Below are 310 nucleotides of genomic sequence, written 5' to 3' on the forward strand. Positions count from 1 at the left end.
CTCATCGGCGTCGTGCTTGCGGCGACCGCGATCATCTTCATCAGCTTCGGCTTCAACAACCTCAATCGCTGGGGCCTTGCGATCGCCTCGCCCAATGCGCCGTTCGATCTCGCCGGCTTTTCGCCGGCGCCGGTGCTGATCGCGGTTGGCATCATGATCGGCTATGCGTTCGTGATCTGGACCTACAGGCGCCAGGAGCAGGGCAAGACTCCTCTTCTCGCGCTCGAAGTGACCGGCTCGGCGCAGGAGCGGGCGGCGGTCTATGCGATGTTCTGCGTCGTCGCGCTCGAAGCGATGCTGAACTTCTCCG

1 pseudogene is annotated in these 310 nt (G+C 63.5%); it reads left to right on the top strand.

Features of this window, described 5'->3' with window-relative positions:
- Positions 1-310, top strand: a pseudogene (locus tag F1193_RS16965) (MFS transporter); the annotation flags it as partial.

The organism is Blastochloris sulfoviridis (assembly GCF_008630065.1).
Taxonomy (GTDB): Bacteria; Pseudomonadota; Alphaproteobacteria; order Rhizobiales; family Xanthobacteraceae; genus Blastochloris; species Blastochloris sulfoviridis.